At 65.7% G+C, this 6,978-nt stretch carries 5 protein-coding genes and 2 pseudogenes; 4 read left to right on the plus strand and 3 right to left on the minus strand.

Going from position 1 to position 6,978, the window contains the following annotated elements:
- Positions 1-187: pseudogene (locus E4K09_RS23625) on the plus strand (single-stranded DNA-binding protein); the annotation flags it as partial.
- A 60-nt stretch (positions 188-247) separates the two neighbouring features.
- Here E4K09_RS23625 and E4K09_RS23630 read toward each other — a convergent pair.
- From E4K09_RS23630 to E4K09_RS23640, 3 genes and pseudogenes are all read right to left on the minus strand, one after another.
- On the minus strand, positions 248-1,165 hold the full coding sequence (locus tag E4K09_RS23630; protein WP_134500148.1) for a hypothetical protein: 918 nt from the start codon (positions 1,163-1,165) through the stop codon (positions 248-250).
- Between the two features lie 108 nt (positions 1,166-1,273).
- Positions 1,274-3,363 (minus strand): annotated as a pseudogene (locus tag E4K09_RS23635) (TRAP transporter permease); the annotation flags it as partial.
- 159 nt (positions 3,364-3,522) lie between these two features.
- Positions 3,523-4,500: a TAXI family TRAP transporter solute-binding subunit gene (locus E4K09_RS23640; protein WP_204985780.1), complete on the minus strand. Its 978-nt coding sequence runs from the start codon at positions 4,498-4,500 to the stop codon at positions 3,523-3,525.
- A 221-nt stretch (positions 4,501-4,721) separates the two neighbouring features.
- On the opposite strand from E4K09_RS23640, the gene E4K09_RS23645 reads away from it, so the two are divergent.
- From E4K09_RS23645 to E4K09_RS23655, 3 genes are read left to right on the plus strand one after another with little or no spacing between them, the layout of a single operon-like run.
- Positions 4,722-5,432 (plus strand): energy-coupling factor ABC transporter ATP-binding protein, encoded by a 711-nt coding sequence (locus tag E4K09_RS23645; protein WP_204985779.1) that lies wholly within the window; start codon positions 4,722-4,724, stop codon positions 5,430-5,432.
- Positions 5,429-6,070, plus strand: a complete 642-nt coding sequence (locus E4K09_RS23650) for an energy-coupling factor transporter transmembrane component T family protein (RefSeq protein WP_134500151.1) — start codon at positions 5,429-5,431, stop codon at positions 6,068-6,070. Before E4K09_RS23645 ends, E4K09_RS23650 begins: the two co-directional genes overlap by 4 nt.
- Complete coding sequence (locus E4K09_RS23655; protein ID WP_134500152.1) at positions 6,057-6,617, plus strand: biotin transporter BioY; 561 nt, start codon at positions 6,057-6,059, stop codon at positions 6,615-6,617. Before E4K09_RS23650 ends, E4K09_RS23655 begins: the two co-directional genes overlap by 14 nt.
- Positions 6,618-6,978: the final 361 nt, after the last annotated feature.

The following is a 6,978-nucleotide window of genomic DNA, read 5'->3' on the forward strand; positions in this document are numbered from 1 at the left end:
CTTCCGGGGCGAGCTGACGATCCTGGACGGGCGCCAGGGCGGCGGCGCGTCGGAGTATGGCGACGAGGAGCCGGGCCAGATCAGCCGCGGCGGCGACTTCGGACGAGCCTCTCCGATGGAGCGCAGGCCCGAGCCGGCGAATGCAGGCTCCCGCCGCAGCGAGTTCGACGACGACATCCCCTTCTGATCGAGCAGATCCGTCCTTATCGATCCGGGCCTCGTGCCCGGATTTTTTGTGGTCCCTGCCCTACCTCCCGGGATCGACGGAATCCTTTTGCGCCGCGTGACGCGCGCGCTGCGCGCGCTCCAGCTCGCGCAATCTGCGCGCCCGCTCCTGAAGCTCGCCCCGATCGGGCAGCCACCAGCCCCTGCTCTCGCGCAGTGAAGGCGCCTCGGCCTCGCGCGCCGGCCGGGCCCGGTAAGTCTCCTCAAGAGTCGGCATCCTCCAATACGCCCAGACATAACGCCCCGGATCCTCCGTCGCGTGAGGATAGAGGCTGCGGTCCAGGCCCTCTCCGACCACATGATGGTCGATGTCCTCGAACACCACGACACCCCAGGAGAGCGTCATGACGGGAGTCTCGACGGGCGGGAGATCGTCTCCGGGAACCGGATAGCGTCTCCGTCGACGTTCGATCTGGATCGGACTGACGGCCGAGGCGCCATGCTGCCTCTGCTCGTCGCGTCGCCTTTTCCGTTCCTCCGGCTCGTTGCGCCGGGCGGCCTCCTCGATCACAGGCCATTTCGACCGCAGATCCTCGTAGGACCGGAAGGGAACGTGCCAGATCTTTTCGTCAGGATTCCAGTGGGCCCAGGGAATGGAACGCAGGGTCTCGACGATCGTGCGCGAATAGGGGGTTCGAATCCTCAGATCGCTCCCGATCGTGAGGTAGGAGCTTTCCAGCGGCTCGAAGAGGTAGGCGTCCCGCCCTTTTGCATCCGCGTGCCGGTCGAAATTCTGAAGCTCCTGCGCCATCCAGGTCTCGAGCCGTTGCACGGCTGTGGTTCCCGGAACGAACCAGCCTTGTTCCTCCCCCCGCCAGCGCGCCCGGGGGAATGCCCCACGGAACCGGCGCACGAGGTCGCGGTCATAGGGGAAAACCGCGAAAGCGCCGGGGCGCTCGCTGTCGGAGGGGAGGATCTGAAAGGCGGATACAAGCTCCATCGCGTGTCCCTGAAGGGCTTCTCGCAAGAAACCCTTCAGGGACAACAGACGATGCGCGGAATGGATCCTGGCCGGCGATCAGGCCGGACGGGGCACCGTTCGTGCGCNAGATCCGGCGCGATGATCGGCAAGGACGCGATTCCGATGAGCCAACGCTCCCATGCCCGCATCTCCGTCAGCGCATAGCCGGCGAAGGCCGCCGACAGGCACAGGATGCCGACGACGGCACCTGCGGTCACCAGGAAGAAGCTCGCCCAGGTGAAGTCCGGCGTCACCAGCAGCATGGCCGGGCCATAGACGAACACGAAGGGCACGAGAGCCTTGCCGAGGCCGAGGCGGAAAGCGGTGTTGCCCGTCTTAAACGGATCCGCGCCTGCCATGCTCGCGCCCGCATAGGCCGCCAGCGCCACGGGCGGCGTGATGTCGGCGAGCACGCCGTAATAGAACACGAAGAAATGCGCGACGATCGGAACCACGCCGAGCATGCCGAGAGCGGGAGCGGCCACGGTCACCATGATGATGTAGTTCGCCGTCGTCGGCACGCCGCAGCCGAGCAGAATGCACACGATGGCGGTCATCAGCAGGGTGAAGAACAAGGTCATGCCCTTCAGATCCATGAGCCCCACCGGAAGCATCTCGCTCATGGTCTGCGCCATCTGCGCGGCGAACGACGTCACGATGAAGGAAATCTTGAATCCCACGCCGGTGAGCGTCACGATGCCGACGATGATGCCGACCGTGGCCGCAGCGGCGCCCACGCTGATGGCGTATTTCGCCCCGACCACGAACGCATCGATGAGGTCGATGACCTTCGCCTTGCCGGCCTCGCTCGTGACATAGGCATAGACGATCAGGGCCAGCACGAGCAGGAGCAGCGGCAGCACGAAAACGAGCTGGGTGAGCAGGCCCGTGGCGATGCCGCCCGCAACGGCGGCGAGAAAGCCGAGCGTCACGGCGGGAACGCGGCTGACGCCCACCACGATGCACGCGGTGATGCCCCAGAACGCCGCCAGATAGGGCGTGAAGCCGGAGAACAGCACCATCAGCAGAACGGCGAGCGGCATGATCGTCTGCCAGCCCTCGCGGATCACCTTGCGGGCATTCGGGATTTCCTCGGGCGGCAGGCCGCGCAGGCCCGCGCGCTTGGCTTCCAGGTGCACCTGCATGAAGACGCCGAAGAAGTGCATGCAGGCGGGAACCACGGCCGCGAGGATGACCGTCTGGTACGACACGTTCAGGAACTCGACCATCAGGAAGGCGGCCGCACCCATGATCGGCGGCGTGATCTGCCCGCCGGTGGATGCCGCGGATTCGACCGCCGCCGCGAAATGGCGCTTGTAGCCGACGCGGATCATGGCGGGGATCGTGAGGGAGCCGACCGTCACCGTGTTGGCGATGGATGAGCCCGAGATCATGCCGAACAGGGCCGATCCGAAGATGGACACCTTCGCGGGGCCGCCGGCATAGCGTCCGGCGAGGCACGTGGCGAGATCGATGAAGAGCTTGCCGAGACCGACCCGGGTCGCCAGCACGCCGAACAGCACATAGTGGAAGACATAGGTCGCCACGACGCCGAGCGCGATGCCGTAGATGCCCTGGCTCGTGAGATAGAGATGATTGACGATGTTCGACCACGTGGCGCCGGGATGCTGCAGGATGCCCGGCATGGAGGGGCCGAAATAGGCATAGAGCATCATGCCGATGGCGATGACCGGAAGCGGCCATCCGACGGAGCGGCGCGTCGCCTCGAGCAAGAGAACGATGAGGATCGTCCCCATGGCGACATCCGTCGGCGACGGATTGCCGACGCGGAAGGCCAGTTCCGTGAAAATCCATGGGACATAAAGGCTGGCGATCGCAACGGCGACCGCGCAAGCCCAGTCGATGAGGGAGATGCCGCCCGGCCGCCACAGGCTCGACGGAACGACCCGGTCCTGATCGGTCTTGAAGGCCGTGAACACGAGGAAGATCAGGCCGAGCACGAACGCCATGTGAATGCCGCGATGCGTCGCCTCGCGCAGCAGCCCGAAACCCGCCGTGTAGTAGTGAAAGAGCGAGAGCGCGATCAGCAGGCCCGCGACGAGCCAAGCCGTTCCCGGCAGAAGCGGCCGGAAGCGCATCTCGGGATCGAATTTCTCCTCGAGGCTGCGGCTCTCGATCAGGGCGGACGTGTCTGGCATGGACATGGCGGTTCTCATGGTCAAGCGGCGCTGCGCATTCTGGCGCCCCGCTCATTGATACGAACTCAGCGCGTGCCTCGCATCTCGATCGAACCGGATGCTGCAGGCAAGGGCTCTGAAACACGATGCCTCCCGCAACCCTGTGGCGCGGGAGGCATCGTGAACGCTCGGCGGGGCTCAGCCCTTGAGCAGGCCGGCTTCCTTGTAGAAGCGCTCGGCACCGGCATGGACCGGGATGCCCGCGCCGGCAAGCGCATTCTCCTTGCGGATCATCTTGCCCTTCGCATGACCTGCATCGAGGGCGGAGCGGGTCTTGTCGCTCCAGAGGCCCTTCGCGACCTCGTAGACGACCGCATCCGGCACCTTCGCGGAGGTGATCCACTGCGCGCCGACGGCAAGCGTCTTCACGGCGCCCACATCCTTGTAGGTTCCGGCCGGGATCTCGTCGGCGGCAAAGAAGCTGTACTGCTTGCGGACCGCGTCGGCTTCGGGACCCGTGAGGGGCACGATGTCGATGCCGCCCCCGGTCGCCGCGAGTTCCGTGATCGCGCTCGTCGGATAGCCGCCCACGAAGAAGAAGGCGTCGAGGCCACCATCGCGCATGCGCTCGGCCGCCTGGTTCGGCTTCAGGAAATCCGCCTTCACGTCGCTTTCCTTGATGCCCCAGGCGCCCAAGATGATGCGGGCATCGACCAGGGTCCCGGAGCCCGGCTCGTCGAGCGAAACCCGCTTGCCCTTCAGGTCCGACACGGATTTGACATTGGCGGACTTGGCGGCGACGAGATGGATGCTCTCCGGATAGAGGTTGGCGATGAGGCGCAGGTCCTCCATCTTGCCCTTGCCCTCGAACAGGCCGGTGCCCGTATAGGCCCAGGACGCCACGTCGGCCTGGCTGAACCCGGACTCGAGAGCGCCTGAGGCGATGGAATTGATATTGGCCACGGAGCCGTTGGAGGCCTGGGCCGTCAGAACGAGCTGGGGCGGGCTCGAAATGGCGTTCGCGATCAGGCCGCCGATCGGATAATAGGTCCCTGCAGTGCCGCCGGTCCCGATACGGAAGAAGGCCGGCACCTGTGCAAAGGCGTTGCGCCCCAGGGCGGCGGCGGCGCCTGCGCCAAGACCGAGTTTGGCCAAATCGCGACGGGTCAGTTTCATGGACATCGTTTCCCTCATGAGGCAAAACCGCTGCAATACGGTTCGGCGCCACTCTAGCGCATATCCCGGCTCCGTCCATGGAGAGAAGCGGCAAGGTTTTGGATAAGTGTGTGCTCTATCGAAGGAAATTCTCTGCTCGGTGAGTTGCGCCCGCCGCGCGCGGGACCCAGCTTCATCCCTCCGGACCAGACAACATTTGATGCCGAAGGATTCCTGAATTCGTGACCGCGTCCCCTCATGTCATTTTCGACCGGGTCAGTTTCTCCTACGGCGATCGGAGCGTCATCCCCGAGCTGATCCTTGCGCTGAGTGAGCGGCGGGTGGGGCTGATCGGCTCGAACGGATCGGGCAAGAGCTCCCTGCTCCGCCTGATCCATGGCTTGGCGCAGCCCACCGGCGGGACGGTCACCACGGTCGGCCTGAACACGAAGACGGATCGGAAGAAGATCCCGTCCCGGGTCGGGTTTCTCTTCCAGGATCCTGACAGGCAGATCATCTTTCCCACGGTCGGCGAGGAGATCGCTTTCGGGTTCGAGGAACAGGGAATGACGCGCCAGGAGGCGCGGCGCGAAGCTCTCGCCTGGCTGTCGCGCTACGGGAAAAGCCACTGGCTTGAGCGCGGCGTCCAGGAATTGTCGGAGGGTCAGAAGCAGCTCGTCTGCCTCATTTCGGTGATTGCCCTTCAGCCTGGTCTGATCCTGCTCGACGAGCCCTTCGCGAGCCTGGATCTGCGCACGCGGCTCGCCTTCGCGCGACAATTGGAGGCTCTGCCCCAGCCCCTGATCATGGCGAGCCACGATCTCGACTTCCTGGCCCGCTTCGACCGGATCCTTTGGCTCGAGAACGGCCGCATCCACGCGGATGGCCCCCCGGAGGAGGTTCTCGCGGCCTATGATGCGGCGGCGCGCGCGCAACCCGAGATCATTCCATGATCTCCAGCTATGTCTCCCGGGCCACCTGGCTGCACCGCGTTCCCGCAGGACCCAAGCTCATCGCGATCGCCGTCCTGAGCCTCGCCGTGCTCCCCCTGACGGATTGGCGCTGGCTCGCCCTCGGCCTCGGGGCCCTGCTGCTGCTCTATGCGAGCCTCGGGCGGGACATGTTCGGCCGGCTCGCGCTGCTCAAGCCGCTGTTCCCGTTCCTGATCGTGATCGCGCTGATCCAGGCCTGGATGGAATCCTGGACCGGCGCTGCGGCATCGGTCCTTCGCATCCTGCTCATGGTGGCGGCCGCGAACCTCGTCACGCTGACCACCACGATGCAGGATCTGATGTCGGCCGTTGCCCCGGCCTTCGGGCCCCTGGCTCACCTGGGCATCAACCCCCGGGCACCTGCCCTGGCCGTTGCCCTTCTCCTCCGGTTCATTCCCGTCCTCCTCGAGACCTGGAGCCGGAGGGAGGACGCCTGGCGCGCCAGGACGGGCCGGCGCGTGTCTCTGCGCCTGCTTGCGCCCTTCGTGGGGGATGCTATGCGGATGGCCGACCAGATTGCCGAGGCTCTCGAGGCCAGAGGCTTCGATCCGTCGATCTCCTCGGCAAGACAACAGGAAGGCCCGCATGACCACCCGTAGCCTCGTTCGTATCGCTCTGTTCGCCGCCATCATCGCCGCGCTCGGCCTGTTGCCGAAATTCGATCTGCCTTTCGCGGGCGGCGTGCCCATCACGGCGCAAAGTCTCGGCGTCATGCTGGCGGGGGTTCTCTTGGGCCCGCGCCAGGGCGCGGCAGCCGTTCTGCTCGTCATCTTCGTGGTCGCGCTCGGAGCGCCGATCCTGGCGGGCGGCCGCGGCGGTCTTGGCGTTTTCGTCGGACCGACGGTCGGGTTCCTCGTCGGATGGCTCCCCGGCGCATTCGTGGCGGGTCTCGTCTTCCAGGCGTTGCCGCAGCGACTGCCGGTCGGCGTATCGGCGGCTTTGGCCGCCTTCGTGGGCGGCGTCCTGGTGATTTACGCCTTTGGGATTGCGGGCCTGTCGATGATCTCCGGCATGTCCCTCGCCCAGGCAGCCATGGCGAGCTTGGTCTTCCTTCCCGGCGACATCGTGAAAGCCATTGCGACCGGCGTCGTCACCGCCGCGACGCCGGCTCCGATCCGCGTGAGCCGAGCAGTTTCGTCAACATGATCCGAGGCGCGCGAACGTCTCTGCCCGAACCGGTCGCCAGCGGCATTCGGCCCCGGAAGCGCATGTCGTTCGACATTGATGCTCCTGAAGCGTCGGTGAAGCCATGATTGCTGCGGTTTGAGGATAAGCCCGGTCAAGCGCCCCGATGGCTCGGCCTGATACGTGCTGATCACAGCGGCTATGATATCGGCCTGAGGTGGGGTGTCGGCGCAGGGATTTGGAGCCTGGGTGCCGACGGTTCCGATGTGTCGTGCAAGCCGGTTTTGGCGAGGCCTTTCGGCCCCGATGCGCATCTGCAGGGCGCTCCGGCGGCGTTGTGAGGCTGTGCTCGACGGGCGCTGAACAAGCAGAAGCGCTTAAC

The sequence above is a fragment of the Microvirga pakistanensis genome, assembly GCF_004458765.1.
In the GTDB taxonomy this organism is placed as follows: domain Bacteria; phylum Pseudomonadota; class Alphaproteobacteria; order Rhizobiales; family Beijerinckiaceae; genus Microvirga; species Microvirga pakistanensis.

What these genes read in the sequence shown, in the direction of transcription:
- E4K09_RS23650 (WP_134500151.1), top strand. Translation starts at nt 5,429, where the DNA reads ATGATCTCCAGCTATGTCTCCCGGGCCACCTGGCTGCACCGCGTTCCC.
- E4K09_RS23655 (WP_134500152.1), top strand. Translation starts at nt 6,057, where the DNA reads ATGACCACCCGTAGCCTCGTTCGTATCGCTCTGTTCGCCGCCATCATC.
- E4K09_RS23630 (WP_134500148.1), bottom strand. Translation starts at nt 1,165, where the DNA reads ATGGAGCTTGTATCCGCCTTTCAGATCCTCCCCTCCGACAGCGAGCGC.
- E4K09_RS23640 (WP_204985780.1), bottom strand. Translation starts at nt 4,500, where the DNA reads ATGAAACTGACCCGTCGCGATTTGGCCAAACTCGGTCTTGGCGCAGGC.